Below are 24,421 nucleotides of genomic sequence, written 5' to 3'. Positions count from 1 at the left end.
CCGGTCCCGCCCCCACGCCGCGCCCATGTACCTGCAGCACTTCGGCCTGACCGAGCCGCCGTTCGCCATCACGCCTGACCCGCGCTTCGTATTCCTCAGTGAACGCCACCGGGACGCGCTTGCGCACCTGAGCTACGGTGTCGGCCAGGGCGGCGGCGGCGGCTTCGTCCAGCTCACCGGCGAGGTCGGCACCGGCAAGACCACGCTCTCGCGCCTGCTGCTCGAGCAGTTGCCCGACAACGCGCGCGTCGCGCTCGTGCTGAATCCGAGGCTCGCGCCCGCCGAGCTGCTCGAGACGATCTGCGAAGAGCTGCACATCGACATCGAGGGTCGCCGCGGACGCATCAAGCCACTCGTCGACGCTCTCAACGCGTACCTGCTCGATGCATACGGGCAAGGCCTGCGCATCGTGCTCATCATCGACGAGGCGCAGAACCTCTCGCACGAGGCGCTCGAACAAGTGCGCCTGTTGACGAACCTCGAGACGCCGACGCAGAAACTGCTGCAGATCATCCTGATCGGCCAGCCCGAGCTGCGCACCCTGCTCGCACGCGAGGACCTGCGCCAGCTCGCGCAGCGCATCACCGCGCGTTACCACCTGCTGCCGCTGTCGATGCCGGAGACGGCGGAATACCTGCGCCACCGCATCGCGGTCGCGGGCGGCGTGCGCTCGCCGTTCGAAGCGTCCGCAGTCGCGCGCATCCACGCGCGCACCGGTGGCATCCCGCGCCTCATCAACGTCGTCGCCGAGCGCACGCTGCTCGCGGGCTACGTGCACGAGCGCACGACGCTCGACGCCGCGCTCGTCGACCTCGCCGCCGACGAGGCCCTCGGCATCTCGCACCGCCCACGCGCGTCCACGCGCCGCTGGATGACCCCGCCGCGCCTCGCTGCGGCCGCCGCGATCACCGCGTGCGCGATCGGACTCGGCGCGTGGATCGCGTTGCCGACGGGCGAAGGCGCGCACGCAAACGCCGCGCCGGCAGTCTCGGCACGCGCCGCGGCTTCGGGCGCTCCGGCGGCATCCAGCCTGCCGGCGAGCGCATCGGCGCTGCCGGCGTCAGCGGAAACCGCGCCCGACACCGCGCCGCGCAGGCTCGACCCCGCGGGCTTCACGGCCGCGCTCGCGCAAGCGCCGACCGACGACTCCGCCACCTGGGCCGAGCTGCTACGCCGCTGGTCGTTGCCGGTTGACCGCGCATCGCTGGCGCGCATGCGCCACTGCCGCCCCGTCCCGCAACCGGGCCTCCATTGTGCGAAGGGGCGTGCCGCACTCGACGCAATCGGCGTGGTTGGCCGGCCCGCGGTGCTGCACCTCGCGCACCCGCGCGGCACGGTGCCGGCGCTGCTGCTCGGCGTCGACAACGAACACGCGCAGCTCTGGCTCGACGGGCAACGGGTGAGCGTGCCGAAACTCGCGCTCGACTCCGTCTGGAGCGGCGACTACACGCTGCTGTGGTCCGCCGCGCAGCTCGCGACGCTGCCGCTGCCGCCGGGCGGCACAGGTCCGGCGGTCGACTGGCTGCATGCGCGTCTCGCGCATGTCGGCCCGGCCGTGTTCGACGATGCGCTGCGCGAGTCGCTGCGCCGCTACCAACGCGAGCACGGCCTGCTCGCCGACGGCGTGCCCGGGCCTGCGACGCGCACCGCGCTCGCGGCGACGGACGCGGGCCCCCAGCTGCAACGCACGGAGTAACCGATGTCGCTGATTCTCGAGGCGCTGCGCAAGTCAGAAGCCGAGCGCCGCCGCGGCGCGCCGCCGCAGTTGCTGGATCCGCCGTTTGCGCCGTCTGCGCCACAGCCCGACGCGACCGCCGCGCGCCGAACATTGCCCGCGGTGCCGGCCGCGATCGCACTCGCCGTCGTCGTGCTGCTGGGGACGACGGGCTATCGGATGTTCTTCGCCGCGGACGACGGCGCCGAGCCCTCCGCGACCGCTGCTGCACCCGAGCGCACGACGGTCCCAGACGCCGCCGCGCTGGGCGCCAACGCGGCCACGCCGACGGCCATCCCGCCGTCGCTGCAAAGCCAATCGATACGACAGGACACGGCTCAGCCCGCGGACAGTGTCGCCACGGCTGCCCCAATGATCGAATCGACCGATGCCGGGGTGGGCGCCGCCGGTGGGCCCGCGTCCGTCACAGGAGCTGCCGTATCGCCGCGCGCGGAGCCGCGACGCGATGCCGGAACGGATACTCAGCGGCCCGCGCTGGCGGTGAACGCGGTCGGTGCAGGCAGCGCTGGGGCGCCGCCGTCAGAGCCTCGCATTGCCAACAACGCTCCGGCTCCGCGGGCGGCGTCACCCGCCGCCGTTCGCCCGCCCGCGGATACCGCCTTGCCACTGCCGCCCTCGTCCGCAGTGCGCGCGCCGGCTCTCGCGCGTACCGCAGCTTCGGCGCCGGCAGCGGACACCGGCCGCCCGCCGGGACCCTCGCCGGCCGCGAGGTCGGCACCCGCGCCGGCCGCCTCGATCTCGGATCGCCCGCTGCGGCTTGCAGACCTCGCACCGGCCGATCGCCGCGCACTGCCGCCGCTGCGCATGAGCATGCATCTGTTCGCGGCTGCCCCCGCCGAGCGTTTCGTGATCCTCGATGGTCAGCGCGTTGGCGAGGGCGACCGGCTCGGCGAAGCCGTCGTCGACGAGATCACGGCCGACGGCGCGGTGCTCACCTGGCAGGGCCGTCGCGTCTGGGTGCCGGTGCGCTGACCGCGGACCCGCAGCGGCCATGCGCCTGCTGCGATGAAGCTCCGGTACCACGAACCTCGGCAGCCGCGGCATGGCCGTCTTGGCGCTGCGCCACGCCCTCGCCCGCCTTCAGCGCCCTCAGTCCGACTTGCCCGGTCCCACGGGCTCGCCGCTGTTGTCGAAGGCCGGCGGGTAATAGAAGTTCAAGGTCTTGAGCGGCGCATCGCCCGTATTGCGGATTTCGTGCGCTTCGCCCCGCTCGATCACGAGCAGCGCACCGCGCTCGAGCGGCACCCGCTCACGGCCGGCTGCCTCACTGCCGATCAACGCCTCTCCGCAGCCATCGACCACGAACAGCCACTGATCCGCGCCGCGGTGGGTGTTGTCGGGCCCGCCGGTCGAATCTCCGGCGGCAAGCGTCATTTCCGCCGCCTGCACGTCGCGCACGTTGAACGCAACGCGGAATTCGTCTTCGAACGTCAGTTGCTTCGATCGCATTGCACGCTCCTGCCCGGGCCGGCGTCCACCGTGCCCGGGCAGGCGTCAACGCGACATCGAAGCCTCAGGTGCCCATGAAGCAGACGTTGAGCTTGTTGCCGTCGAGGTCGCGGAAGTAGGCGGCGTAGAACCAGTCCATCCGCTGGCCCGGCGCGCCCTCGTCTGCGCCGCCCAGTTCGAGCGCCTTGGCATGCACGGCGTCGACCTGTTCGCGGCTCGACGCCTGCAGCGCGACCATCGTGCCGTTGCCGACGCTGGCCGGCTTGCCGTCAAACGGATACGTGATCCCGAGTCCCACGCCTTCCTGGGAGCTGGCCCAGGCGATGAACTTCTCTTCCTCCATGAAGCGCTTGGCGCCGAGCAGCGCAAGCAGTTCGTCGTAGAACGCGGCGGCGCGGGGGAGGTCGTTCGTGCCGAGGGTGGCGTAGGCGAGCATGGTCGGTCCTTGATCGGAAGAGTGCGCATTGCAGCAGACATCGGACTCGCCGCGCGACTATCCTGCGCGCAGCCCGCCAAAGCCCGACTGCATGAACCCGAACACCCAGCACGACATTGCCAAACTGCTGCTGCGCGTGACGCTCGGCGCGCTCGTCCTGCTGCACGGCATCGCCAAACTCAATGGCGGCATGGGCCACATCGTGCGAATGGTCGAAGCGCAAGGCTGGCCGGGCTTCATTGGCTACTTCGTGCTGCTCGGCGAAGTGCTCGGCCCGCTTATGGTGTTGACGGGTTTCCACGCCCGGATCGGCGCACTGCTGGTTGCGATCAACATGCTCGTCGCGGTCTATCTCGTGCATCTGGGCGACCTCGGTCGCTTCACCGGCCAGGGCGGCTGGGCACTGGAACTGCAAGCGATGTTCTTCGCATCTGCGGTCGTGATCGCGCTCGTCGGACCGGGCGGCTACAGCGTCAATCAGCGCTGATGGCGCCGCCACGGGGCGCACGCCGTGTACCTGCTCCTGCTCGTCGTCGCGGCAATCGCAATCGCTGCGCTCGGCTCGGCGTCGTTCGCGGTCGCGTTCGGTCTGCTCATCATCGCCATTCCGCTCACCGTGCGCGGCTCAGCGCAGGCGGATGCCGGCATGGAGGTATCCTTGGTGACGCCGCCCGCGCTGTCGCGTACGCGGCCGCTTTTGCGCTCGTCTTGATCGCCGCACTGCTGTCGGCCGGCCGCGGCGAAGCCACGCGGGGCCCCGTGCTGATCGCCGCCCTGCTCGTCGCCTACACGGCCGGTTTCGCCTTGGCGCTGCGCACGTCTTTCGTGCCAAGTGCGCTGATTGCGCTCGTAAGCACCCTGCTCTCGGCAGCGCTGATCTGGCTGGCCGGTCGCATCGTCTGAACACACGAAAATGATGCTCAAGCCGCTGTTGATGCTCGTCGCGGTCGCGTATGCGGCGTGGCAGTTGCGCGCATGGGTGCTGGGCCAGGCATCGTGGTGCTGGCGAGCCACGCGGGCGACGGTGATCGAGGCCTATCGAGACGAGCACGTGCATCCCGAGAGCCGCCATATCGTGCACTCGGCGAACGTGCGCTACCGCTACAAGGTGGGGTCGCGCACCTTTGTGTCGCAGCGGCTCAGCTATCGGCCCACCCGGTTTCTCGGCTTTTCGCAGGCAGGTGACCTGCTCGAGGGTCTGGCGATGAACCGTGAGACGACCGCGTACGTCAATCCACGCAACCCGGCGCAAGCCGTGCTCGTCCAGGGCGCGGACTTCGGCAACCTGCTGCAGCTCGTGGTCGCGCTCCTCGCCATCGGCGCGGTGCTCTCTCTGCCCACCTAATCCGGTGCCCTACAGCTTTGCAACCCGGAACCGCCGCCCCTTGATCTTGCCGGCGCGGAGCTTCTCGAGCACTCGGTCGATCTGCTTGCGCGGCACTGCGACGTAGGAACGCGTGGGGAACACGTCAATCTTGCCGATCGCATCGCCTGCGAGTCCGGCTTCGTTGACGAGCGCGCCGACGATGTCGCCCGGGCGCAGCTTGTCGGTGCGGCCGGCATCGATGCGCAGCGTGGCCATCTTGGCGGCGGGCACGCCCGACGGACGACCGCCGACCGGGTCGACTTGGCGCCACTGCAGCGCACGCGTGTCGCCGTGCTCGGCGCGACGCGCCTGCAGGTGCTCAAGCCGCCCACGCTCGTTCGCGGCGACGAGGCTGATGGCCAGCCCGCCCTTGCCCGCACGCGCCGTGCGTCCGATGCGGTGCACGTAGGTGTCCGTGTCACTGGGCAGCGCGTGGTTCACGACCGCAGCTAGATCCTCGACATCGAGCCCGCGCGCGGCGACGTCGCTCGCCACGAGCACGGTGCAACTGCGGTTCGCGAACTGCACGAGCACTTCCTCGCGGTCGCGCTGCTCCATGTCGCCATGCAGCGCAAGCGCCGCGAAGCCGTAGTGCTGCAGCGACGAGGCGACATCGTCGACCTCGCGTCGCATGTTGCAGAACACGACACACGATTCGGGACGGTATTCGAGCAGCAGCGCCGCCAGCAGCGGCGCGCGGCGGGAGGCATCGGTTTCGACGAAGATCTCGTCGACGCGCGGCGCCTCGGCATCGGCCTCCACCTCGACTTCAACCGGTTCACGCAGCATCGCGTTCGCGACCCCGCGCACCGCGTCGGGAAACGTTGCCGAGAACAGCAGCGTCTGCCGCGTCTTCGGCGTGCGCTTGACGAGCGCGCGGATCGCGTCCTCGAAGCCCATGTCGAGCATGCGATCGGCTTCGTCGAGCACGAGCGTGCGCACGGCATCGAGCGGCAGTACGCGTTTTTCGACCAGCTCGAGCACGCGACCCGGCGTGCCGACGACCACGTGCGGCGCGTGCTGCTCGAGCGAGGCCAGCTGCGGCCCGAGCGCGACGCCGCCGACGAGCAGCGACACCTTGAGGTTCGGCATGCCGGTGGCGAGCTTGCGCAGGTTGCGCGCGACCTGGTCGGCCAGTTCGCGCGTCGGGCACAGCACGAGCGCTTGGGTATCGCCGCGCGCGACGTCGAGGCCATGCAGAAGCCCGAGCCCGAACGCGGCGGTCTTGCCGCTGCCGGTCGGCGCCTGCGCGCGCACGTCGCGGCCTTCGAGGATCGCCGGCAGCGACCGGGCCTGCACAGGCGTGGGGGTCTCATAGCCGAGCGCATCGAGTCCCTGCCGCAACGCGGGCGAGAGCGGCAGGGCGTCGAACGTGGATGGCAGTGCGGCGGTGTCTTCAGTCATGCCGGCCATGATCGCAGGTCCGCGTGTCATCGGGCCGATACGGGCTGAGTGACGGGGTCGGAGCGCACCACATGCGTCTCTCAGATGCCGCTGATTTGTCGGCGCACACGCGGCGTCTCGGTTACCTTTCGGCCATGCGACCCTGGTACGTCTACCTGCTCGAATGCCGCGACGGCAGCGTCTACACCGGCATTGCCGTCGATGTCGCGCGCCGGTACGCGCAGCACGAGGCGGGAAATGGGGCGCGCTATACGCGATCCAGGCCGCCGATGCGGCTGCTTGGGCAGCTCGAGTTCGCCGATCGATCGAGCGCCAGCCGGGCGGAGCACGCCATCAAGCAGCTGTCACCGGCTCGCAAACGGACGCTGTTTGAGGGCGATCCCGTAGCGGCCGCGGACGAGATTGCCCGGTGGCTCGACGTGTCTTCCACCGTTGCGGCGCGAAAGGGCCGCTGACTTGCCGCTGCCGCCAAACCCGCAGAAGGCTGCGGGATGTCCGGCGGACGTCTGCTGCCGGACTCGGCTCCCCCCAAGTTGAGCCGACGTATCGCCACCCCGCAAATCGCGGCAGCCGTACGCAGCTTGCGAAGCACACGACTCAGCGATCGTGACGTCGCCTCAAGTGGCTTGCCGCGCGCGCAGTGTCGACCCATGCTGCGCGCATGAAACCGATCTTGTTCGAACTCGACCGCGAATTCGTCGAACTCAACCAACTGCTCAAGCTCGTCGGCCTGTGCGACAGCGGCGGTGCCGGGAAAGCGCTCGTCGCCAGCGGCACCGTGCTCGTCGACGGGCATGTCGAGCTGCGCAAGACCGCGAAGATCCGCGCAGGGCAGCGCGTGGCCGCCCAAGGCATTGAGATCCAGGTCATCGACGCCGCGGGTTGAAGCGCCCGCCTACTCAGGTCGGCCGTTCGATTCGGCGCCAGGCGGCCTTTGCGAACTGGTGCAGGCCATATGCGACCAGCCCAATGCCGACCACCGCGAGCAGCCCACCGCGATCGAGCATCTGCAAGGCCTGGTCGGTGCCGCCGGCCGCCTGCGCGTTGTAGTGACGGCCCGCATTGAACACGAACCAGCCGACCGGCAAGAGCACGAGTCCGCGTGCGCCGATGCCGAGTCGACCGAGCGCAACGATCCACTGGTCATCGCGCGTCATGTGACTGCGCACATCCGCCTTCCAAGCTTTCACCAGCTGATGCAGACCGTAGGCGATGACGCCAAGACCTGCCGCCATGACCAGCCAACGCCCGGCCGGCAAGTCCATCAATTTCGCAATCCACAGCTGCTGGCCACTACCGTCACCTCCCTGGCTCCGGCCACGCGAAAGTTGGAACGCCGTCCAGGCCAGTGAGCCGTAGATCACAGCGCTGAGCAGGTAGAACGCGCGCAACGCCATGTGCTTCGCGTCGTGCTCGTGGTGCTCGGGGTCGAGCACACCCTGCACCACCCGCCATGCCGCATGCGCCAACAGCCCCAACGCCACAAGCAGCAGCAGCAGCTGTCCGCCTGTCTCATCCGCCAGTGAGGAAAGCGCGCCCGTGGCGCCTTCGGGCGAACCCGCGGCCGTGGCGGCGCGAAACGCCAGGTAGCCAATGATCAGATAGACCACGCCCTTCGCCGCGTATCCGAGCCGGGCCAGCGGAGGCACCCAACTTGCAACTTCATTGGTGGCGCGGCGGCCAGCCGCACCAAGCGGAGCATTCATCACGCCTCTCCTCGTATTCGACACCAGCGTTGTCCCAGAAGCACCGTGCGGGATGCGTGAACCGCGACCGGCAGAGGCGAACATCGCAGCAATGCAGAGCTGCGTACGCCGCATGCCTGGCTGCGCACTGACGCCGCGCTGACGCCATTTCCGTTGCTAAAGGCGTGTGTCGGAGCAGCTGCAGGCACTAGCACGAGGAGTACGTCCGGCACCCCGCAACCCCTGCTACAAGCGGCAAGTTTTTCATGCGGCACGGCACGCACCCTACGGTGGAGTGCGGCGCGCACGCTGGCACGCGAGTTGCGGCAAGTCTTCATTAGCTGATCCACGCGCACGCTTCGTGCGCATCGTCTGCTGTCTTAGGAGGACACCCATGCTCGCAACAACTTACCGGCGCCCGTACAAGGTTCGCGCCGAACACGTGCCCGATCCAATGATCGAACATCCCAACGATGCGATCGTGCGCGTTACGCGCACCTGCATCTGCGGCTCGGACCTGCATCTCTATCACGGCCTCGTGCCCGATACGCGCGTTGGGAGCGTGTTTGGACACGAGTTCTGCGGCATCGTCGAGGAAGTCGGACCTTCGGTGCAGAACCTCAAGGTTGGCGATCACGTCACCGTTCCGTTCAACATCTTCTGCGGCACCTGCGAGATGTGTCGCAAGGAGCTCTACGGCAACTGCCGCAATGTCAATCCGCAGTCGACCGCGGTCGGCGGCATTTACGGTTACTCGCACACCGCGGGCGGCTACAACGGCGGGCAGGCGCAGTACGTGCGCGTGCCGTTCGCCGATATTGGCCCGACGAAGATCCCGGCCGGCATGCATATCGAAGACGCCGTGCTGCTCACCGACGTGGTGCCCACGGGCTATCAGGCCGCGGAAATGGGCGACATCCAGGAAGGCGACACGGTCGTGATCTTCGGTGCGGGCCCGATCGGCATCATGGCCGCGCGTGCGTCGTGGCTGCTGGGCGCGGGCCGCGTGATCGTCGTCGACCATGTCGACTATCGCCTCGACTTCGTCAGCCGTTTTGGCCCTGCGGAAACCGTGAATTTCCGCGAAGTCGACGACATGGCCGTCCACATCAAGAAGATGACGGACTGGATGGGCGCGGACGTGTGCATCGACGCCGTGGGCGCCGAAGCCGCGGGCAACGCATTGCAGCGCTTGACCGGCGTCAAGATGAAGATGCAGGCCGGCGCCGCCACCGCGTTGCACTGGGCGATCAACTGCGTGCGCCCCGGCGGTAACGTGTCGATCGTCGGTGTCTACGGGCCGACGTTCAACGCCGTGCCGATCGGCAACGCGCTCAACAAGGGCATCACGATGCGCATGAACCAGGCAAGCGTGAAGCGCCATCATCCGCGCCTGATCGAACACATCATGGAAGGCCGCATCAAGCCGCGCGAAATGATCACGCACCGCGTGCCGCTCGAGGCTGTGGACGACGCGTACCACATGTTCGCGTCCAAGCTCGACGGCTGCATCAAGACCGTGCTGATTCCGCCGGGCATGTCGAGCATCGACGAATACCCGAGCGGCCAGTCCGCCCCGAAGTTGCATTGAAGGAGCCACGCCCATGACTTTTGACCGTTCACAGATCCCGGGCTGGGGCGCCGACCTCGACCGCAAGAACCGCCCGGCCGTGCCGATGGAACGCACACCGCCACGCCTCGAAGGCGTGCACTGGGATGAGCCGTCGCAGCAGCCTCAGCACATGGAAGTGCTGCACTCGATCGAGAGGCCGCACATCACGCCGGTCTTCGGTGCGACCGTGCCGCCGTCCGGCCTAAGCGGCGTGCTGCGCCGACGCGCGTTCACCTACAGCGAGAACGACCTGCGCCACTGGATGACGCTGCTGATGGCCGACCGCGTCAACGTGGTCGAAGGCGTCGTTGACGACATGCGCCGCAACCCCGCCTCGCATCCGCTGGTGCTCGCGGGCGTAGCGGGCGCGCTCGGCTGGTGGATGTACAAGAAAAAGCGCGGCTGATACCTGCCGCGATCTGCCCGCCGCCTGCCGCAATCACCTGCGGCAGGCGGCGGTTTTGTGTCAGTCGTCTTGTTTCGGCGCGATGCCCGGGTACGGCTGCGCTTTCAGCAGGCGCGCGAGGTGCGCGGCGTTCGACGCAAGCGCCCGCGCGGTCTGCTCGACTTTATCCGGGATCCCATCGAGGTCCTTGAAGTCGGTCCCGCCCATCGCCTCGCCCACCCAGTAGCTGGTCGCACCGGCGGGGATCGTCCAGCCGACGTCCGCGAGCGCCTGATACAGCTCGGCTGACACGTGGTGCGCGCCGTCCTCGTTGCCGACCACGGCCACGACCGCGACTTTCGACGTGACCGGCATCCGGCTGCGCTCGTCGGTCTCGCCTAGAAACGCGTCCATGCGTTCCAGCACGCGCTTGCACACGCTGCTGGGCTGCCCCATCCAGATCGGCGTTCCCAGGATCAGCACATCGGCTTCGAGGATCCGCGCGCGGATTCCGGGCCACTCATCGCCGTCGCCCTCATCCGAACTCACGCCCGGCTTCACGTTGCGGCTCGCGATGCGGATCGTGTCGACAAGTTCGACGTCGTGCTCGCGAAGATGACGCGCAACGAGATCGATCATCAGGTCGGTCGAGGAGGCTTCGTCGCCCGACTTGAGCGTGCAGTTGAGCGCGATGGCTTTGAGCATGGAGGTCTCCAGTGAGCTGCGATGCGGGGATATGCGCGCGTCTGCGCGATGGGCGATGCAGTGTCGGCGCGGCGTTTCGCACCGGTCACGGTAGTAGAAAGCGCGCGAGCGTCACGTCAGCGGACGCTCTCTGCGCCCGCATCACGCTCGTGCTGGCCTGATGGAGCGGACCTCGACGATGGAGCTCCCGTGCGCATCCGATCCACCATCGCCGGCGCGACGCTGGCCGTCGCCACGCTCTTCACCGCCGGCTGCGAGCGCGCGCTGTTCGGGTTTGCGAACCGTGGGCTCGCGCCGCCCGAATCGAGCGTGACGTACGCGCCCGATTTGGGCCTCGCACTCGACGTGTACCGCCCTGATAACGCCGGCAGCGAGCCCACCCCGGTCGTCGTGTTCTTCTACGGCGGCAACTGGCAACGCGGCGACCGTGTGCAGTACCGCTTCGTCGGGCGGCAGCTTGCGCGACACGGCGTACTCACCATCGTCGCCGACTACCGCACGTGGCCTCGCGCGGGCTTTCCAGCGTTTATCGAGGACGGCGCGAAGGCCGTGGCCTGGGCCCGCGCAAATGCAGCGCGCTTTGGTGGTGATCCCACTCGGCTGCACGTGGCCGGGCATTCGGCGGGCGCGCAGATCGCGGCGCTCATCGCGACGGATGCGCGCTACCTCGCGCCGCACGGCCTGACGCCCGGCGCGCTCGCAGGGGCCATCGGCTTGGCCGGTCCGTACGACTTCGAAATCACCGGCCAGTACGTGCCGATCTTCGGCGCACCGGCCCAGTGGCCGCAGGCGCAGGCCGTGAACTTTGTCGACGGCGACGAGCCGCCATTCCTGTTGATCCACGGCGTCGACGACAACGTCGTCGAGCCACGCGATAGCCGACAGCTTGCCGAGCGGTTGCGCAACGCCGGGGTGCGCGTCGAGCTTCTGATGCTCGACGGCGGCGGCCACGCAGCGCCGATCGCAGGCCTGTACGACACAGACCGCGCGCCGCAGGTGCTGCCCGCGATTCTGGATTTTGTCGGGGCGGCACAAGCCAAGTAACGCGCATGCACGCGGACGCCGGAGCGCGCTGACGCCGGCGGAACGCCAGGGCGTCCGTGCACTGCTGCCGTTGCCAAGCGCGCGCTCGAAACACCCCGCGCACGCCGCCTTCAGCCGTGCGCGCTGCGCTCGTGGTCGTGCTTGAACCGGATCACGCGCCAGAGGTACCAGACGGCCATCGCGCCAAGCACCACTTTCGTTACCGGGTCGAGCCAGCGCCCGATGCGCTCGAAGTTCTCGCCGAGCTGCTGACCCGCGAACACCAGCGCGCCCGTCCAGACCGCGGTGCCCAATGCGGTGACGAGCACAAACCGGCCCAACGGCATGCAGTGGATTCCGGCGGGAATCGAGATCAGCGAACGGAGCCCAGGGATCAGCCGGCAGATAAAGACCGCCCACAGGCCACGCTTTTCGAACCACGTTGACGCGCGGTCGATATCGCGCGGTGAAAGCGTGAGCCAGCGACCGTTACGGTCGGCGAATCGCTTGAGCCGCTCCTCGCCGAACCATCGCCCGAAGCCGTACAGCAGCAACGCACCGATCACGGAGCCTGCCGTGCCCGCAAGCGTCGCACCGACGAGCGTCATGCGGTCCTGGGACACCAGGTATCCCGCGAGCGGCATGATCAACTCCGACGGTATCGGCGGAAAGACGTTCTCGAGGAACGTCAGCCACACCACGCCGATGTATCCCAGCGAGTTGAGCGTGTTCGTCACCCAGCCGCCCATGGCGCGCACCTCGTGTCCGGAGGGAAGCACCGACTTTCTCAACCCCGCCGTCAACAGCATGTGCCGCCATCGACCGGTCGACCGGGCGAATTCAGAGCAGGCGGGCGTCAACGTGAGCGCTGGTCGCGCGTTGTTGCAAGCACGCGCGGCACTTCGCCGCGTCCGGAGCCGATGATGATGACGATGATGATGACGATGACGATGACGATGACGATGATGAAGCGACTGACCCTCCCCACCCTGCTGATGCTCCCGCTTTCGACAGCATTCGCCGGCGGGCCCGCCCGCGCCGCGCTGGATGCGAACGGCGACGGCGCGATCGACCGCAGCGAAGCGGCCGCCCACCCGAAACTCGCCGAGCGCTTCGACCGTCTCGACGTCAACCGCGACGGCCGCCTCATTGACGGCGAGCGGCTTCGCCATGGACACCGTGGCGGCGTCGAGCGCCTCGACACCGATCGCGACGGTCGCGTCAGTCGCGCCGAGTTCGACGCAGGTGCTGCACGTGCAGGCCGCGGCTTGGCACGCATTGACTTTGCCGCGGCGGACACCAACCGCGACGGTCACCTCGTGAGGACCGAAGTACGCGCCCACCATGAGCGGATGCGACCGCAGCGCGAGGCCGAGCACAACGCCCGTGCCGACGAGCGTTTCCGCCCGGCCGATCTCAATCGCGACGGTCGCCTCAACCGTATTGAGGTCGACGAACACATGCCGCGCGTCGCGAGCCGGTTCGCATGGCTCGACGACAACCGCGACGGCTTCCTGAGTCGCGCCGAGCTTCAGGCCGGATCAAAGCGCTGACCCCATGCCGCCGCGTGGCGCCCCACGCGGCGGCGCGGACTCGTAGACGGCTTGTGGCGTCGGCCCCGCCTATCCTGTGCGGCCTGCCCTGCCACGAGCCGGACGATGGATCGCATCCCGCACTGCCGGTTTCCCAATGCCGAACGGCCACGTGTGCCCGTGCTTCACGAACGACGGCCCGCAAGCCGGGCCGCCGTCGCGGCTCGCCGCGTCGCCGCATGATGGACCTCACCGCCCGGCCGATCATCCACCTGGTGCTGCACGCGCTCGTGCCGCTGGCGATCGCGCTCGTGTTCTACCGGCCGCAGTGGAAACGCGCGTGGCTGTGGATGCTCGCGGGTTGGATCATCGACGTTGACCACCTGCTCGCCGACCCGATCTACGCGCCCGGACGTTGCAGCATCGGCTTCCACCCCTTGCACACCACGCCGGCCATCGTGCTCTACGCGCTCATGCTGCTGCCGCGCCGCACGCGCCTGCTTGCAATCGGCCTGCTCGTCCACGTGGGCCTCGACGCGATCGACTGCGCGCTGATACACGATGCGGCGCCCGGGCCGTAACCTGCGTTCACCGGGCACTGCACCGCGCGCACGCTAGAGTCAGCGCTGCCGCCGCGACCGCGGCGACACCACGCGACCTGCCGGACACCCGCGATGAATGACGCCGTTCCGACCCGACGTTTCCGCCGACTGCCCGGCTGGATGCGCGTGATGTTCGTGGCCGGCTCGTTGGCGCTGAGCTGGATGGTCTACACCTGGGCCACATCCGAGCCCGTCGACACGCCGCCGCATACGCTTTCCACCGGCCCCGGCGTGCCGCCGGGCGACATGATGGTGTCGCTCGCCGCGAACCTCAACGCGCCGCTCGTGGCCGGCAACCGCGTCACGTTGCTCGAAAACGGCGACGAGATCTTCCCCGCGATGCTCGATGCGATCCGCAACGCGGAGCGATCCGTCAATCTGCTCACGTACGTGTACTGGACCGGCGACATTGCCGAGACGTTCGCGAACGAACTCGCTGCGGCCGCGAAACGCGGCGTGAAAGTGCGCGTGCTGCTCGACGCGTTCGGCGCGCGGCTGATCGACCCGGCTTGGGTCAAGAACATGGAACGGGCCGGCGTGGACGTGGCGTGGTTTCGCCCGCTGCGCTGGGACACGCTCGACCGGTTCAACAGCCGCACGCACCGCAAGGCGCTCATCGTCGACGGCCGCATCGGTTTCACCGGTGGCGTCGGCATCGCGCAGGAGTGGGCCGGCAACGCGCAGGACGCCGAGCACTGGCGCGACGACCACTTCCGCATCGAAGGCCCTGCGGTGCGGTATCTGCAGGGCTCGTTCGCGGATAACTGGCACGAAGCCAGCGGCGAGGTGCTCGTCGGCGATCAGGTGTTTCCCCCGCTCGAGGCGGCCGGCAGTGCGCGCGCGGTCCCGATCAGCACCACGCCGGGTGTGCACTTCACCGGCATCCCGCTGACGTACTGGCTGCTGGCGCGCACGGCGCGGCAAGAGCTGTTCATCGCCACCCCGTACTACGTGCCCGACCCCGACCTCGAGCTCGGCCTCATCGAGGCCGCACAGCGCGGCGTGCGCGTGGTGCTCCTGGTCCCCGGCCCGCACCAGGACAGTGCACTCGTGCGCTACGCGAGCCGCACGTACTACCGCAAGCTCATCGAGGCAGGCGTGGAGCTTTACGAGTTCCAGCCGACCGTGATGCACACCAAGCTCATCATCGTCGATGGTGCGGTCGCGCTGATCGGCTCGCCGAATTTCGACGCCCGGTCGATCGAACTCAACTACGAGGTCGCGTTTGCGGTCCAGGACACGGCGTTTGCCCAGCGAGTGCGCGCGTCGTTCGCGCACGACCTCACGCGCTCGAAGCGGGTGACGATTGCCGACGTCGAGCGGTGGAACGCGCTGCAACGCTTTCGCGACCACATGGCGCTGCTGCTGCGCGAGCAGCTCTGACGCGCTTTCGCGCCGATAACGCGCTGGCCGTTATCGTGCGGGGCAGCTGACCTTCGACATCGCACCCGCCGGCGCTGTCGATCCGATCGCCGCCGCGGAGCCGCCCATGACTCGACCGCCGTGCCGCCGCCGTTGCCGCCTGTCGTGCTCGGCCTACACGCACTGCCGTGCCTGCGGGAGCACCTGAGTGGACAGGACCCGGCTTCCGCACACGGCTCGTACGGCCAGGCGCATTGGGATCGGAGCAGCGTTGGCCATGCTGATCCTGCTGATTTCGGGTGTACTCGCCTACCGCGCGGTCGAGACTGCACGCTCAGCCGAGCACTGGGTCGCGCACACGCATCAGGTGATCGCGCGCATCGAGGGCACGCAGGCCGCGCTGACGCGTGCGGAGAGCGCGCAGCGCGCGTACCTGCTGACAGGCGTCACGGCGCAACGCGACGCGTTTTTCGAGGCCGCGGCGCAGGCCCAGCGCAGCCTCGACGCGGTCGGCCGCCTCACGATGGACAACCCGGAGCAGCAGAAGGCCCTTCCCCGGCTGCGTCACCTGCTCGCCCGACGCCACGACAGCCTTGCCGACGGTATCGCCCTACGCACGCAGGGACGCGAAGCCGAAGCCGCAGCAAACGTCGCATTGCGCGGCATCGGCGAGATGGCGGCGCTGGCCGAAGGCCTCGACCGCATGCAGGCGGAGGAAGACCGCCTGCTCGATCACCGCCTGGAACGCGCCGAAGACGCCGCGCAACTCGGCGTGGCGGCAACGGTCGGCGTCAGCGGCCTTGCGGTCGCGCTGCTCGGGTCACTCGCCGTGCTCTCCTCGGCGCATGCGCGCCGGCTGGCAGGCGAACGGCGCGCCTTGCTCGAGTCGCAGGCGCAAACGCGCGCCACGGCCGCGCAGCTTCGGGAAGCGAACGAGCGCCTGCGCATTGCCGCGCAGGAGCTCGAGAACCGCGTCACCGAGCGCACGGCCGAGCTGGCCGAAGCCAATGCCGAGCTCGAGGCGTTCGCACGTACGGTCGCCCATGACCTGCGCGCGCCGCTGCGCAACATGCAGGGATACGCGACGGCGCTGCTCGAGGACGAGGCTCCTCGGCTCAGCGAAGGAGGGCGCGAATACGCGGCGCGGCTGTCGAGCACCACGCAGCGGCTCGACACGCTCGTTACCGATCTGCTCGAGTACAGCCGCATCGCGCGCGGGCAGCTGCGGACCGAGCCTCTCGCGCTCGATGCCGTGGTGACTGAAGTGCTGCGCGACCTCTCGAACGAAATCGCGGCCCGCAGTGCGCGGATCGATGTCGACGAGCCGCTGCCGGGCGTGATCGCCCACCCGCCTACCCTCGCCCACGCATTGTCGAACCTCGTCGGCAACGCGCTGAAGTTCGTCGCGCCGGGCACGACGCCCCACGTGCGCATCGGCGCCCGGCGCGAAGGTACGGCGGTCGTGCTGTCCGTCCAGGACAATGGCATCGGCATTTTGCCCGAGCACCGCGACCGCATCTTCCATGTGTTTGAACGCCTGCACGGGCAAGAGCGCTACCCCGGCACCGGCATCGGCCTGGCGATCGTGCGCAAGGCCGCCGAGCGCATGGGCGGGGCGGTGTCCGTGCACGAGGCACCCCGCGGCGGCAGCGTGTTCGAGCTGCGGCTGCCGCCGGCCCCGTGAGCGCGCGCGCCGCTCGACCGTGCGGATGCGCCACAATGCCAGGCCGGCCTGGCCGCGCTCGATGACCGCGGAATCCCGATGACCACGCTGCGCCTGCTGTTGCTCGACGACAACCCCGATGACCGCGCGCTCGCATTGCGCGAACTGCACCGTCAGTTCGGCCACGTCGACGCCACCGAAGTGAACGACCGCGCCGGTTTCGAGTCGGCACTCGAAGCCGCCGGCTTCGACGTGGTCGTGACCGACTATCAGATGCAGTGGACCACCGGCATGGAGGTGCTCGAGCGTGTCAAAACGCGCTGGCCGCGCCTGCCGGTGATCATGTTCACGGCCACCGCGACGCAGGAAATCGCGGTCGAGGCGATGAAGGCCGGGCTCGACGATTACGTGCTCAAGAGCCCGCGCCATTACGTGCGGCTGCCGGTCGCGGTGCGCGCGTGCCTGGACCACAACCAGATCCGGCTGCGGGCCGTGCGGTCGGAAACGCGCCTGCAGGCCCTGCTCGACCACGCGCGGATGGGCGTGTTCCGGCTGTCGACCGACGGTGTCTTGCTCGACGCGAACCGCGCCCTTCGCACCATGCTCGCGCTCGACGCCACGGCCGCGCTCGACACCGCGTCGCATCCGCTGCTCGATGCCGCGCGCGAACTCGCGTCCGGGCTTGATTCGCGCGGCGACACCGCCGAGCGCGAAGTGGTGGTCCCTGCCTGCGCCGGGAGCGACGACGCGTACTACACGCTGCGCGTCGTCCGGGTGGCCGTCGACGGCGATGACGCGATCGACGGCCTCGTCGACGACACCTCCTCGTTGCGCCGCGCGGACCTCGCACTGCACGCGCTCAATCGCGACCTCGAACACCGTGTCGAATCCCGCACACAGGCGCTGCGCGAGGCGAACGAGTCGCTCGAGGCGTTCGCGTATTCGGTCTCGCACGACCTGCGCGAGCCGGTGCGCACGCTGCAGGGCTATGCACGTGCGCTGCAGGAGGACTTCGCGTCCGGCCGGCTCGACGACGCGCTGCAGTTCGTGCGGCGCATCGACGACATCGCGGCACGCGTCGACGGCATGGTCGGTGACCTGCTCGAGTATTCGCTGCTCTCGCTCGTGGCGCTCCCGCCCGATTCAGTCGACCTCGACGTCGCGGTCGACGAGGCCTGCGGCCACCTTGCCTACGACCCCGCGTTCCGAACCGCGCGTCTGCTGCGCCACGGTGCCCCTTGGCCGGCTGTCCACGCACATCCAGGCACGCTCGTGCAGGTGCTCGTGAACCTGCTGTCCAATGCCGCGAAGTTCGTCGCGCCCGGCGTCGCGCCGGAAATCACCGTGAACGTAAGGCAGGTGCACGACCGCGTGCGGGTCTCTGTCGGCGACAACGGCATCGGGATCGCCGCAAAGGATCAGCCGCGCATCTTCGAGGTGTTCCAGCGCCTGCACGGCCAGGAGCGCTACCCCGGCACCGGGATCGGGCTGGCGCTCGTGCACAAGGCGGTCGAGCGCATGGGCGGACACGTCGAAGTCGAATCCGAACCTGGCGAAGGCGCCTGCTTCACGCTCGACCTGCCCGCCGTGGGCAGCGTGACATGACCTCACCGCTGCAGCTGCTGCTCGTCGACGACAACCCCGACGACCGCGCGCTCGTGCTGCGCGAGATCCGCAAGGTGTTGCCCGAGGCTCGCGTGGACGAGATTGGCGACGCGGAGACGTTCGACGCGTTGCTCGAGGCCGGCCGGTGCTGGGACGTCGTGGTCACCGACTACCGCCTGCGTTGGTCGACGGGCCTCGACATCTTCGCGCGGCTGCGCGCGGATCGGCCGGGCACGCCGGTGATCATGTTCACCGCGAGCGGCGACGAGGAGCTCGCCGTCAGCGCGCTCAAACAGGGTGTCGACGACTACATCACCAAGACACCGAAGCATTACGGACGCGTCCCGTACGCGGTGCAGGCCGTAGCCGAGCACGCGCGACGCACGCGCGAGTCGGACCAGGCGCAGCAGGCGCTCGAGCGCACCCAGACCCTGCTCAAGCTCGCGCTGGAAGCGGGCAGCATGGACACATGGGAATACGACCTCGTACAGCGCCGGCTTGCCCTGCACGGCCGTTCGCCGCGACTGCTCGGCGGGCAGCGCCGCGAGCTTGCGTCCGACCGGCTGCACCAACTCCTCCACGACGACGACCGCGAGCGCGTCACCGCCGAGTTCCTGGCCGCCGCGTCCGGCGCGACGCGCTTCGAAAGCGAGTTCCGCATCGCGACGGACGGTTCGCTGCGCTGGTTGCGCGCCGCGGGCATCACCGACGGCGCCACGCGCATGGTTGGCATCGTGGAGGACGTTACGCGCCGCAAGCGCGTGGAGGAACAGCTGCGCGAGGCCGACCGCGAGAAGGACCGCTTCATCGCCACGCTCGGCCATGAGCTGCGCAACCCGCTCGCGCCGATCCGCTACGCCGCGCGACTTCTCGACGAGCATGCCGAGCCCGCGCGCGTCGTGCAGGCGCGCGACGTGATCGAGCGACAAGCCGCGACGATGGCAAAGCTGCTCGACCAGCTGCTCGACCTCACGCGGATCCGGCTCGGGCGCATCGAGCTCGAGCGCGCTCCGCTGGACCTGCGAACGCTGCTGCACGAAGCCTGCGAAGACGCGCGGCTGATCGCCGACGCTGGAGGTCAACGCATGGGACTCCGGGTGCCCGACGCGCCCGCGGTCATCGACGGCGACGCCCTGCGCCTGCGCCAGGCAGTCGACAACCTGCTGCATAACGCGCTGAAGTTCACGCCGCCCGATGGCCGCGTCGACCTGGAACTCGCGGTCGAGGCCGATGCGGCAATCGTGCGGGTGCGCGACACCGGGGTCGGCATCGAGGCCGACATGCTCGAGCGCGTGTTCGACTCGCTCGTGCAGGTCCAGACCGGTCCTGGATCGACGACACGCGGCGGCCTCGGCATCGGTCTGGCGGTCGTGCGCTGGCTCATCGAGTTGCACGGCGGCACGGTCGAGGCTACGAGCGCGGGCCTCGGCAGCGGGACGACATTCACGCTGACCCTGCCGCTCGCACACGCCGCTCCGGAGGTGACGCCCGAGGTGACCGGCTTCGAAAGGGCGCCCCGCGCGCTGCGCATCGTCGTCGCAGATGATCAGGCCGACGCGGCGTACAGCCTCGGCCTGGTGCTGGAGATGCACGGCCATGAGGTGCGCACCGCGCTCGACGGACTGCAGGCACAAGCCATTGCTGACGCCTGGCAGCCGGACGCGATGGTGCTGGACATTGGCATGCCCGGTGCAACCGGCGATGCCATCGCGTCATGGGCGCGGGAGCAGCCGTGGGGCGAGCAGGTCCGGCTCGTCGCGGTCACCGGATGGGGCCGCCCCGAGGATCGCGTGCGCCTGCGTGAGGCGGGCTTCAACGTGCACCTGGTCAAACCGGTCGCGGTCGACGACCTGCTTGCTGCGCTCGACGGAAGCCGCGAGTAGCCTGCACCCATCTCGTATGGACTGCGGTTGCAGGACGTGCTGCGCCGCACGCGCTCAGGCGAGCGGCTATGCCCCTCGGGGGACCGACCCGGCCCAAGTCTCGCGCGCGGCCACTGGCAGGACGCGACCGCCGTTCATCCACGCGAACACTGTGGGCACGAAGCGCGCGATGAACATCCCCACGGAGAGGCTGATCGCGACAGTGAGCGCCACGCTGGCCACATAGTGCGCAATCATCCAGCCGTCGGACTCCACCGGCAGCAGCGGCCAGAGCGCGAGCTTCACTGCGGCGATGAGCGGGAAGTGGGTCGCGAAGACGAAGAACGACAGCCCTCCGTACCGCGCGATCTTCGCCCCCACCTGCGTACGCGCCAGCTGCAGGCAGAGTCCCCAGCACGCCAGCACGCCGATCGGTCGCATCGCGCGCGTGGCCAGGTTCAGCAGCTCCGGCCGGTGTGGCTGCACGTCGATCGCAAGCGGGGCGAGCGTTCTCAGCGCGACCAGCGCCACATAGAGCAACAGCAAAGCAATCGTCGCGCCGCGGCCGATGTGCAGCGGCACGCGGTACATGCGCAGAAAACCGCCGAGGTAGAAGAAGAACGCGACGTCGGTGCGGAAGAACACGAACAGGTCGTGGCCGAACAGCCACGCGACGCCGAGCACGGCCATGCCGAGATACGGCGCATGGCGCAGCGCGAGCCACAGCACGGGGCTCAGCAGCACCGTGACCAGCAGGTCGCGCACGAACCAGAACTGGAACGCGATCGGATGCGCGGTGAGCGCGAAGACCGCGTTGACGTGCTGCATGAACCCAGCTTCCGCCGGCTGGAAATTGAGCTGCGCAAGAAACCCGTGATTGGGCAGATGCACGCAGGCGAGCATCGCGACCATCAGGTACAGCGTGTTCCAGAACACGAGCGGCAGGTACAGCGAACCGACGCGTTTCCAGATGCGCTCGCGCAACGCAGGCATTGCGCGGTCGGAATCGAACGTGAAGTACAGCCAGCCCGAGACCATGCTCAGCAGCGGCACAACCGAGAAGAAGAAGAACAGCACGAAGCTGTTGACGAACGTGGCCAGCGGGAATGCCGCCGGGTCCATGCCGTCGAACGGCGAGTTCATGGAGTTCGGGTACGCCACGTAGTGCAGGAAAACCAAGCCCACGATCAGCGTGATGCGCGCGAAGCTGATCGTCTGCGACATTTCCGGCTTCGTAAGCGGCGGCATGTCACCGCGGAGGCGGCCGAACAGGTCAGAGATCGGGTGCTGGGCAGGCTTCATGCTTCGGTGCCGGAACGGTCTCCACACCGGAGCGGTTTCGAATCCGGTGTCATTTCGGTGAACGAAGGGGCCGCGGCCGTGCGGCCATGCGTTTCAAATCGACAACAGCGCTCGTCCATGCTCATGCCGCCGCAGCCGGGCCACGGCCATCGATCGCGCCGCGGCGTTTCAGTGAACGCCGTGTACGAGCCGCTGCAACAACTGTTCGGCCAGCCGCGCGCCACTGTCGCGCAGTGACAACTCCAGAGGACACAGACGTACGACGCCGGCCCGCCAGCGCACGGGAGTACGCAACCAGGTCATCGCGGTCGCGTCGTCGCCCAGCATGAGGCAGGCCTGCGCATACAGCCGCACGATACGCAGCAGCCGATCCGAGTCATCCGAGTCCAGGCGCATGCCGGCGCCGATCAACAGACGCGCGCGCGCTGCGGACAGCACGTGCCCAGCCGGAATGCGGATCTCGTCGACAGCGCGGCGGTATGCGGCAGCGGGAACACCCACCTGCACGAGGAAGGCCAGGTCCGTCTCGTCGACGAACTCGAGGCCGAGCACGCGGCCCATGCGCTCGTACAGCGTTTCCTTGACCGGGTTCGGCGCGAGAACCGGATACAGCCCGCTGACCCAGCCCTGGATATGTTCGTGATCGAGCATGGCGGTCCCCCTGTGCTGGTTGCAGTCCATTCAACGCGCTCGGCCGTGAAGCCCATGCGGAGGCATCCGCTTCCGACATTTGCCAAGCGTGGCCGTCCGCCGCGATGGCGAGCGCGCGACGCCGCCGACGCGCGCCTGGACCCTACACTCGGTGGACGACCAGCACGCGATCCGGGGGGGAATCCATGCTGATAACAGATCGACGCCGCTCTACCCGAGAGGAACAAGCGCGTTCGCGCGCCGGCCTGCCGCTGACCCAGCGCGCCCGCCTCGCCGAGCTTGAACAACAGGGGTGGGCGCTGAGCTGCATCCGGGCTGCGCCGCCGCAGGTGATCGTGCTGTCGCCGAAGGGCCGCGCTGCGCTGCTCACGCGCGAGGGGCGGCTCGCCGACCCGATGGGCGTGACGCTGCGTCATCGCTGAGTACGCGGTTTCGCGCCGCGGCGACGCGCCTGGCTCAAGGATGGCTCGACCGCGGCGCGCTGCCGCGCCGGCCGTGCAGCCTCATGGGAGCGCACTACCTCAACCTGGCTCTGATCGTGCTCGGCAGTCTCGTGCTCGGGCTCGGACTGGTGTCGCGCAAGCTCGAAGCGAGCCCGTTGCCGCCGACCGTGATCGCGCTTGCAGTGGGTGTCTTCATCGGCCCGGCCGGGCTCGAGCTGGTCGCGCTGTCGGACTTCGGCGAGCGCACGCGCATCCTCGAGTACGCGGCGCGGCTGACGCTTGGCATCGGCCTCATCGGTGTCGCACTTCGCGTGCCACGGCGCTTCCCACGGCGACATGCGCGAGAGCTCACGGTTCTGCTGGTCGTGGGCATGCTGTTGATGTGGATGCTGAGCACGACGCTCGTCCATCTCTTGCTGGGCTTGCCGCTGGAGCTGTCCGCGTTGATTGGCGCGATCATCACGCCGACCGATCCGATCGCCGCCACGCCGATCGTCACGGGGGACGTCGCGAAGCAGCACGTGCCCGAGAGAATCCGCAACCTGATCTCGTTCGAATCCGGCGCAAACGACGGCCTGGGTTACCTGCTGGTCTTCCTGCCTTCGCTGCTGATGCTGCTGCCCGCGGACCGGGCGTGGCGACACTGGTTCATGGAGACCGTGCTGTGGGAGGTCGGCGTGGCAACCATGTTCGGTCTCGCGCTCGGCTACGCGGCTGGCGTCGCGCTGAAGTTCGCCGAGCGCCATCGCCTCATCGAGGAGAAGTGGCGCCTCGTCTACACCGTCGCGCTCGCGCTGCTGGCCACGGGCGCGGGTCGACTCATCAAGAGCGATGAGCTGCTCGTGGTGTTCGCGGCCGGCGCGATGTTCGTGCAGGTGGTGAGCAGCGGCGACCGGAAAAACGAGGAGCACGGACAGGAGGCGATCAACCGCTTCTTCGCGCTGCCCTTCTTCGCGGTGTTGGGCATGGCCCTGCCTTGGGAGGGCTGGGCGAAGCTCGGCACGGCCGGCGGGATACTCGCGGTCGCGGTGTTGCTGTTGCGCCGCCCGTTGCCGCTGTGGGTGATGCAACGCGCGCTCCCGAGCGTGCACAACCGGGCGGACGCGCTGTTCGTGGGCTGGTTCGGGCCGATCGCCGTGGCGGCCGTGTACTACGCGATGCTCATGTCGCACCGCATGGGCGAGCCGCGGATCTGGCACGTCGTCAGCCTGGTCGTATGCGCATCGGTGCTCGCGCACGGTATGACGGCCGTCCCGCTGACACGGTGGTACGGCCGCCACACGGAGGGAAAACGCGGCCACGGCGGGGGAAATGACGACGGCCATCCGCATCCCGACCACGACGCACGCTGACGCCAGCGCCTCGTCGACGCGGCTGCATTCGCGTGGCAAGCCGGCCGCCTCAAGGGGACACGCGGTCACCGACGCTGACGGGAGGGCCGCGATGCATACCGGTGGATACGCGCTACGGCTCGCGAACCACGGTGCCGAAGATCTTGTCGCCCGCGTCCCCCAGGCCCGGCAGGATGTAGCCACGCTCGTCGAGGCGATCATCGATCGACGCAGTGTAGATCTCGGTGGTCGCCGTATCATTAAAAAA

28 protein-coding genes and 1 pseudogene are annotated in these 24,421 nt (G+C 68.8%); 20 read left to right on the top strand and 9 right to left on the bottom strand.

Going from position 1 to position 24,421, the window contains the following annotated elements; all coding sequences use genetic code 11:
* The first annotated feature begins 25 nt into the window (after positions 1–25).
* Positions 26–1,696: an ExeA family protein gene (locus IE075_RS00320; RefSeq protein WP_189452212.1), complete on the top strand. Its 1,671-nt coding sequence runs from the start codon at positions 26–28 to the stop codon at positions 1,694–1,696.
* Positions 1,697–1,837: 141 nt separating this feature from the next.
* Positions 1,838–2,707 carry a general secretion pathway protein GspB gene (locus IE075_RS00315; RefSeq protein ID WP_189452210.1) on the top strand — a complete coding sequence of 290 codons (870 nt, stop codon included), beginning with the start codon at positions 1,838–1,840 and terminating at the stop codon, positions 2,705–2,707.
* Positions 2,708–2,824: 117 nt separating this feature from the next.
* On the opposite strand, the gene IE075_RS00310 is transcribed toward IE075_RS00315, so the two are convergent.
* A complete protein-coding gene (locus IE075_RS00310; protein WP_189452208.1) occupies positions 2,825–3,184 on the bottom strand; it encodes a cupin domain-containing protein in 360 nt (119 codons plus the stop codon).
* Positions 3,185–3,248: 64 nt separating this feature from the next.
* Positions 3,249–3,620, bottom strand: a complete 372-nt coding sequence (locus IE075_RS00305; RefSeq protein ID WP_189452206.1) for a VOC family protein — start codon at positions 3,618–3,620, stop codon at positions 3,249–3,251.
* A gap of 91 nt (positions 3,621–3,711) precedes the next feature.
* Between IE075_RS00305 and IE075_RS00300 the strand changes: the two genes are divergently transcribed.
* From IE075_RS00300 to IE075_RS00285, 4 genes are read left to right on the top strand one after another with little or no spacing between them, the layout of a single operon-like run.
* Positions 3,712–4,107, top strand: coding sequence for a DoxX family protein (locus IE075_RS00300; protein WP_189452204.1), 396 nt, complete (start codon positions 3,712–3,714; stop codon positions 4,105–4,107).
* A gap of 24 nt (positions 4,108–4,131) precedes the next feature.
* Complete coding sequence (locus tag IE075_RS00295; protein ID WP_189452202.1) at positions 4,132–4,332, top strand: hypothetical protein; 201 nt, start codon at positions 4,132–4,134, stop codon at positions 4,330–4,332.
* On the top strand, positions 4,329–4,523 hold the full coding sequence (locus IE075_RS00290) for a hypothetical protein (RefSeq protein ID WP_189452200.1): 195 nt from the start codon (positions 4,329–4,331) through the stop codon (positions 4,521–4,523). Before IE075_RS00295 ends, IE075_RS00290 begins: the two co-directional genes overlap by 4 nt.
* Positions 4,524–4,533: 10 nt before the next feature.
* Complete coding sequence (locus IE075_RS00285) at positions 4,534–4,965, top strand: DUF3592 domain-containing protein (protein ID WP_189452199.1); 432 nt, start codon at positions 4,534–4,536, stop codon at positions 4,963–4,965.
* Positions 4,966–4,974: 9 nt separating this feature from the next.
* On the opposite strand, the gene dbpA is transcribed toward IE075_RS00285, so the two are convergent.
* Positions 4,975–6,390, bottom strand: a complete 1,416-nt coding sequence (gene dbpA / locus IE075_RS00280) for an ATP-dependent RNA helicase DbpA (RefSeq protein ID WP_189452197.1) — start codon at positions 6,388–6,390, stop codon at positions 4,975–4,977.
* 134 nt (positions 6,391–6,524) lie between these two features.
* On the opposite strand from dbpA, the gene IE075_RS00275 reads away from it, so the two are divergent.
* Together IE075_RS00275 and IE075_RS00270 are read left to right on the top strand one after the other, a co-directional pair.
* Complete coding sequence (locus IE075_RS00275; protein WP_189454672.1) at positions 6,525–6,845, top strand: GIY-YIG nuclease family protein; 321 nt, start codon at positions 6,525–6,527, stop codon at positions 6,843–6,845.
* Positions 6,846–7,051: 206 nt separating this feature from the next.
* A complete protein-coding gene (locus IE075_RS00270) occupies positions 7,052–7,276 on the top strand; it encodes an RNA-binding S4 domain-containing protein (RefSeq protein ID WP_189452195.1) in 225 nt (74 codons plus the stop codon).
* Between the two features lie 13 nt (positions 7,277–7,289).
* On the opposite strand, the gene IE075_RS00265 is transcribed toward IE075_RS00270, so the two are convergent.
* Positions 7,290–8,180, bottom strand: coding sequence for a DUF1206 domain-containing protein (locus IE075_RS00265; protein WP_189452193.1), 891 nt, complete (start codon positions 8,178–8,180; stop codon positions 7,290–7,292).
* Positions 8,181–8,469: 289 nt separating this feature from the next.
* Between IE075_RS00265 and IE075_RS00260 the strand changes: the two genes are divergently transcribed.
* Positions 8,470–9,666: a zinc-dependent alcohol dehydrogenase gene (locus IE075_RS00260; RefSeq protein WP_189452191.1), complete on the top strand. Its 1,197-nt coding sequence runs from the start codon at positions 8,470–8,472 to the stop codon at positions 9,664–9,666.
* Between the two features lie 13 nt (positions 9,667–9,679).
* Complete coding sequence (locus tag IE075_RS00255; RefSeq protein ID WP_189452188.1) at positions 9,680–10,093, top strand: hypothetical protein; 414 nt, start codon at positions 9,680–9,682, stop codon at positions 10,091–10,093.
* A gap of 60 nt (positions 10,094–10,153) precedes the next feature.
* Here the strand turns inward: IE075_RS00255 and IE075_RS00250 are convergent, their stop codons facing one another.
* Positions 10,154–10,777 carry a flavodoxin family protein gene (locus IE075_RS00250; protein ID WP_189452186.1) on the bottom strand — a complete coding sequence of 208 codons (624 nt, stop codon included), beginning with the start codon at positions 10,775–10,777 and terminating at the stop codon, positions 10,154–10,156.
* A gap of 189 nt (positions 10,778–10,966) precedes the next feature.
* Here IE075_RS00250 and IE075_RS00245 point away from each other — a divergent pair, with 189 nt between their 5' ends.
* Positions 10,967–11,821 (top strand): alpha/beta hydrolase, encoded by an 855-nt coding sequence (locus tag IE075_RS00245; RefSeq protein WP_189452184.1) that lies wholly within the window; start codon positions 10,967–10,969, stop codon positions 11,819–11,821.
* 110 nt (positions 11,822–11,931) lie between these two features.
* On the opposite strand, the gene IE075_RS15900 is transcribed toward IE075_RS00245, so the two are convergent.
* Positions 11,932–12,549 carry a DedA family protein gene (locus IE075_RS15900; RefSeq protein WP_189454671.1) on the bottom strand — a complete coding sequence of 206 codons (618 nt, stop codon included), beginning with the start codon at positions 12,547–12,549 and terminating at the stop codon, positions 11,932–11,934.
* Between the two features lie 171 nt (positions 12,550–12,720).
* Here IE075_RS15900 and IE075_RS15895 point away from each other — a divergent pair.
* The 7 genes and pseudogenes from IE075_RS15895 to IE075_RS00210 all read left to right on the top strand — a co-directional run.
* A pseudogene (locus IE075_RS15895) lies at positions 12,721–13,020 on the top strand (EF-hand domain-containing protein); the annotation flags it as partial.
* Positions 13,021–13,152: 132 nt separating this feature from the next.
* Positions 13,153–13,353 (top strand): EF-hand domain-containing protein, encoded by a 201-nt coding sequence (locus IE075_RS15515; protein ID WP_229792238.1) that lies wholly within the window; start codon positions 13,153–13,155, stop codon positions 13,351–13,353.
* A 218-nt stretch (positions 13,354–13,571) separates the two neighbouring features.
* The gene (locus tag IE075_RS00230) at positions 13,572–13,913 is read left to right on the top strand and encodes a DUF6122 family protein (RefSeq protein ID WP_425489322.1); all 342 of its coding nucleotides are present in this window, start codon (positions 13,572–13,574) and stop codon (positions 13,911–13,913) included.
* Positions 13,914–14,006: 93 nt separating this feature from the next.
* Entirely contained in the window at positions 14,007–15,317 is a 1,311-nt protein-coding gene (locus IE075_RS00225) for a phospholipase D-like domain-containing protein (RefSeq protein WP_189452181.1), read from the top strand.
* Between the two features lie 256 nt (positions 15,318–15,573).
* The gene (locus tag IE075_RS00220) at positions 15,574–16,980 is read left to right on the top strand and encodes a sensor histidine kinase (RefSeq protein WP_189452179.1); all 1,407 of its coding nucleotides are present in this window, start codon (positions 15,574–15,576) and stop codon (positions 16,978–16,980) included.
* Between the two features lie 78 nt (positions 16,981–17,058).
* Complete coding sequence (locus IE075_RS00215) at positions 17,059–18,564, top strand: sensor histidine kinase (RefSeq protein WP_189452177.1); 1,506 nt, start codon at positions 17,059–17,061, stop codon at positions 18,562–18,564.
* The gene (locus tag IE075_RS00210) at positions 18,561–20,447 is read left to right on the top strand and encodes a hybrid sensor histidine kinase/response regulator (protein WP_189452175.1); all 1,887 of its coding nucleotides are present in this window, start codon (positions 18,561–18,563) and stop codon (positions 20,445–20,447) included. Before IE075_RS00215 ends, IE075_RS00210 begins: the two co-directional genes overlap by 4 nt.
* Positions 20,448–20,513: 66 nt before the next feature.
* Here IE075_RS00210 and IE075_RS00205 read toward each other — a convergent pair whose 3' ends face one another.
* Both IE075_RS00205 and IE075_RS00200 read right to left on the bottom strand, forming a co-directional pair.
* Complete coding sequence (locus IE075_RS00205) at positions 20,514–21,728, bottom strand: acyltransferase family protein (RefSeq protein WP_189452173.1); 1,215 nt, start codon at positions 21,726–21,728, stop codon at positions 20,514–20,516.
* 168 nt (positions 21,729–21,896) lie between these two features.
* Positions 21,897–22,379, bottom strand: coding sequence for an antitoxin Xre/MbcA/ParS toxin-binding domain-containing protein (locus IE075_RS00200; RefSeq protein WP_189452171.1), 483 nt, complete (start codon positions 22,377–22,379; stop codon positions 21,897–21,899).
* Between the two features lie 185 nt (positions 22,380–22,564).
* On the opposite strand from IE075_RS00200, the gene IE075_RS00195 reads away from it, so the two are divergent.
* Positions 22,565–22,801, top strand: coding sequence for a hypothetical protein (locus IE075_RS00195; protein WP_189452169.1), 237 nt, complete (start codon positions 22,565–22,567; stop codon positions 22,799–22,801).
* 83 nt (positions 22,802–22,884) lie between these two features.
* Positions 22,885–24,174 (top strand): cation:proton antiporter domain-containing protein, encoded by a 1,290-nt coding sequence (locus IE075_RS00190; protein ID WP_189452167.1) that lies wholly within the window; start codon positions 22,885–22,887, stop codon positions 24,172–24,174.
* Positions 24,175–24,286: 112 nt separating this feature from the next.
* Here the strand turns inward: IE075_RS00190 and IE075_RS16055 are convergent.
* On the bottom strand, positions 24,287–24,421 hold a 135-nt coding region (locus IE075_RS16055), incomplete at its 5' end, for a uracil phosphoribosyltransferase (protein ID WP_308427813.1).

The sequence above is a fragment of the Cognatilysobacter bugurensis genome, assembly GCF_014652095.1.
Taxonomy (GTDB): Bacteria; Pseudomonadota; Gammaproteobacteria; order Xanthomonadales; family Xanthomonadaceae; genus Cognatilysobacter; species Cognatilysobacter bugurensis.
Note: the sequence above shows the minus strand (reverse complement) of the source record. Positions and strands in the feature narration are given on the sequence as shown.

Excerpts from the sequence above, each read along its gene's own strand:
- IE075_RS00320 (WP_189452212.1), top strand. The coding sequence starts at position 26 with ATGTACCTGCAGCACTTCGGCCTGACCGAGCCGCCGTTCGCCATCACG.
- IE075_RS00310 (WP_189452208.1), bottom strand. The coding sequence starts at position 3,184 with ATGCGATCGAAGCAACTGACGTTCGAAGACGAATTCCGCGTTGCGTTC.
- IE075_RS00305 (WP_189452206.1), bottom strand. The coding sequence starts at position 3,620 with ATGCTCGCCTACGCCACCCTCGGCACGAACGACCTCCCCCGCGCCGCC.
- IE075_RS00300 (WP_189452204.1), top strand. The coding sequence starts at position 3,712 with ATGAACCCGAACACCCAGCACGACATTGCCAAACTGCTGCTGCGCGTG.
- IE075_RS00285 (WP_189452199.1), top strand. The coding sequence starts at position 4,534 with ATGATGCTCAAGCCGCTGTTGATGCTCGTCGCGGTCGCGTATGCGGCG.
- dbpA (WP_189452197.1), bottom strand. The coding sequence starts at position 6,390 with ATGACTGAAGACACCGCCGCACTGCCATCCACGTTCGACGCCCTGCCG.
- IE075_RS00275 (WP_189454672.1), top strand. The coding sequence starts at position 6,525 with ATGCGACCCTGGTACGTCTACCTGCTCGAATGCCGCGACGGCAGCGTC.
- IE075_RS00270 (WP_189452195.1), top strand. The coding sequence starts at position 7,052 with ATGAAACCGATCTTGTTCGAACTCGACCGCGAATTCGTCGAACTCAAC.
- IE075_RS00265 (WP_189452193.1), bottom strand. The coding sequence starts at position 8,180 with ATGTTCGCCTCTGCCGGTCGCGGTTCACGCATCCCGCACGGTGCTTCT.
- IE075_RS00260 (WP_189452191.1), top strand. The coding sequence starts at position 8,470 with ATGCTCGCAACAACTTACCGGCGCCCGTACAAGGTTCGCGCCGAACAC.
- IE075_RS00255 (WP_189452188.1), top strand. The coding sequence starts at position 9,680 with ATGACTTTTGACCGTTCACAGATCCCGGGCTGGGGCGCCGACCTCGAC.
- IE075_RS00250 (WP_189452186.1), bottom strand. The coding sequence starts at position 10,777 with ATGCTCAAAGCCATCGCGCTCAACTGCACGCTCAAGTCGGGCGACGAA.
- IE075_RS15900 (WP_189454671.1), bottom strand. The coding sequence starts at position 12,549 with ATGGGCGGCTGGGTGACGAACACGCTCAACTCGCTGGGATACATCGGC.
- IE075_RS15515 (WP_229792238.1), top strand. The coding sequence starts at position 13,153 with ATGCGACCGCAGCGCGAGGCCGAGCACAACGCCCGTGCCGACGAGCGT.
- IE075_RS00230 (WP_425489322.1), top strand. The coding sequence starts at position 13,572 with ATGATGGACCTCACCGCCCGGCCGATCATCCACCTGGTGCTGCACGCG.
- IE075_RS00225 (WP_189452181.1), top strand. The coding sequence starts at position 14,007 with ATGAATGACGCCGTTCCGACCCGACGTTTCCGCCGACTGCCCGGCTGG.
- IE075_RS00220 (WP_189452179.1), top strand. The coding sequence starts at position 15,574 with ATGCTGATCCTGCTGATTTCGGGTGTACTCGCCTACCGCGCGGTCGAG.
- IE075_RS00215 (WP_189452177.1), top strand. The coding sequence starts at position 17,059 with ATGACCACGCTGCGCCTGCTGTTGCTCGACGACAACCCCGATGACCGC.
- IE075_RS00210 (WP_189452175.1), top strand. The coding sequence starts at position 18,561 with ATGACCTCACCGCTGCAGCTGCTGCTCGTCGACGACAACCCCGACGAC.
- IE075_RS00205 (WP_189452173.1), bottom strand. The coding sequence starts at position 21,728 with ATGAAGCCTGCCCAGCACCCGATCTCTGACCTGTTCGGCCGCCTCCGC.
- IE075_RS00200 (WP_189452171.1), bottom strand. The coding sequence starts at position 22,379 with ATGCTCGATCACGAACATATCCAGGGCTGGGTCAGCGGGCTGTATCCG.
- IE075_RS00195 (WP_189452169.1), top strand. The coding sequence starts at position 22,565 with ATGCTGATAACAGATCGACGCCGCTCTACCCGAGAGGAACAAGCGCGT.
- IE075_RS00190 (WP_189452167.1), top strand. The coding sequence starts at position 22,885 with ATGGGAGCGCACTACCTCAACCTGGCTCTGATCGTGCTCGGCAGTCTC.